At 65.4% G+C, this 1,044-nt stretch carries 1 protein-coding gene; it reads left to right on the top strand.

The genetic code is table 11. The annotated features are described in order from the left end of the window. Positions 1-1,044 (top strand): M1 family aminopeptidase (locus ABZ565_RS35785; protein WP_361036495.1); only part of this gene is annotated, 1,044 nt, incomplete at both ends.

The following is a 1,044-nucleotide window of genomic DNA, read 5'->3' as shown; positions in this document are numbered from 1 at the left end:
CCCTCGCTGGCCGAGTACCTGGACGCGGACGCGATCTTCGACGTGACCCGGATGGGCTTCGACTGGTTCCAGGAGAAGTTCGACTACGCGTACCCCTTCGCCAAGTACGACCAGCTCTTCGTGCCGGAGTTCAACGCGGGCGCGATGGAGAACGCGGGCGCGGTCACCATCCGCGACCAGTACGTCTTCCGGTCCAAGGTGACCGATGCCGTGTACGAGGTGCGGGCCGGGACGATCCTGCACGAGCTGGCCCACATGTGGTTCGGCAACCTCGTCACGATGGAGTGGTGGAACGACCTCTGGCTGAACGAGTCGTTCGCCACGTACTGCGCGTTCGCCTGCCAGGCGTACGCTCCCGGCTCGAAATGGCCGGGTGTCTGGACCGGCTTCGCCAACTTGCTGAAGTCCTGGGCCTACCGCCAGGACCAGCTGCCCTCCACCCACCCGATCATGGCCGACATCCGCGACCTCGACGACGTCATGGTCAACTTCGACGGCATCACGTACGCCAAGGGCGCCTCCGTCCTGAAGCAGCTGGTGGCGTACGTCGGCATGGACGCGTTCTTCAACGGCGTGCAGGCCTATTTCAAGGCCCACGCCTTCAAAAACACCCGCCTGTCCGACCTCCTCAGCGCCCTGGAGGAGACCAGCGGCCGCGACCTGAAGTCCTGGTCGAAGACATGGCTGGAGACCGCGGGCATAAACATCCTGCGCCCGCACATCGAGACGGACACCAACGGCACCATCACTTCCTTCGCCGTACGACAGGAGGCCCCCGCGCTGCCCGAGGGCGCCAAGGGCGAGCCGACGCTGCGGCCGCACCGGATCGCGATCGGTCTGTACGACCTTGAGGACGGTGAGCTCGTTCGCACAGACCGTATCGAACTGGACGTCGACGGTGAACTGACTCCGGTCCCGCATCTGCTGGGCAAGCGCCGCTCGGCGGTCGTCCTGCTCAACGACGACGACCTGTCGTACGCGAAGGTCCGCTTGGACGAGGAGTCGCTGCGGGTCGTCACCGAGCACCTGGGCGACTTCACCGAG

This window comes from Streptomyces sp. NPDC016469, from assembly GCF_040632905.1.
Taxonomy (GTDB): domain Bacteria; phylum Actinomycetota; class Actinomycetes; order Streptomycetales; family Streptomycetaceae; genus Streptomyces.
Note: the sequence above shows the minus strand (reverse complement) of the source record. Positions and strands in the feature narration are given on the sequence as shown.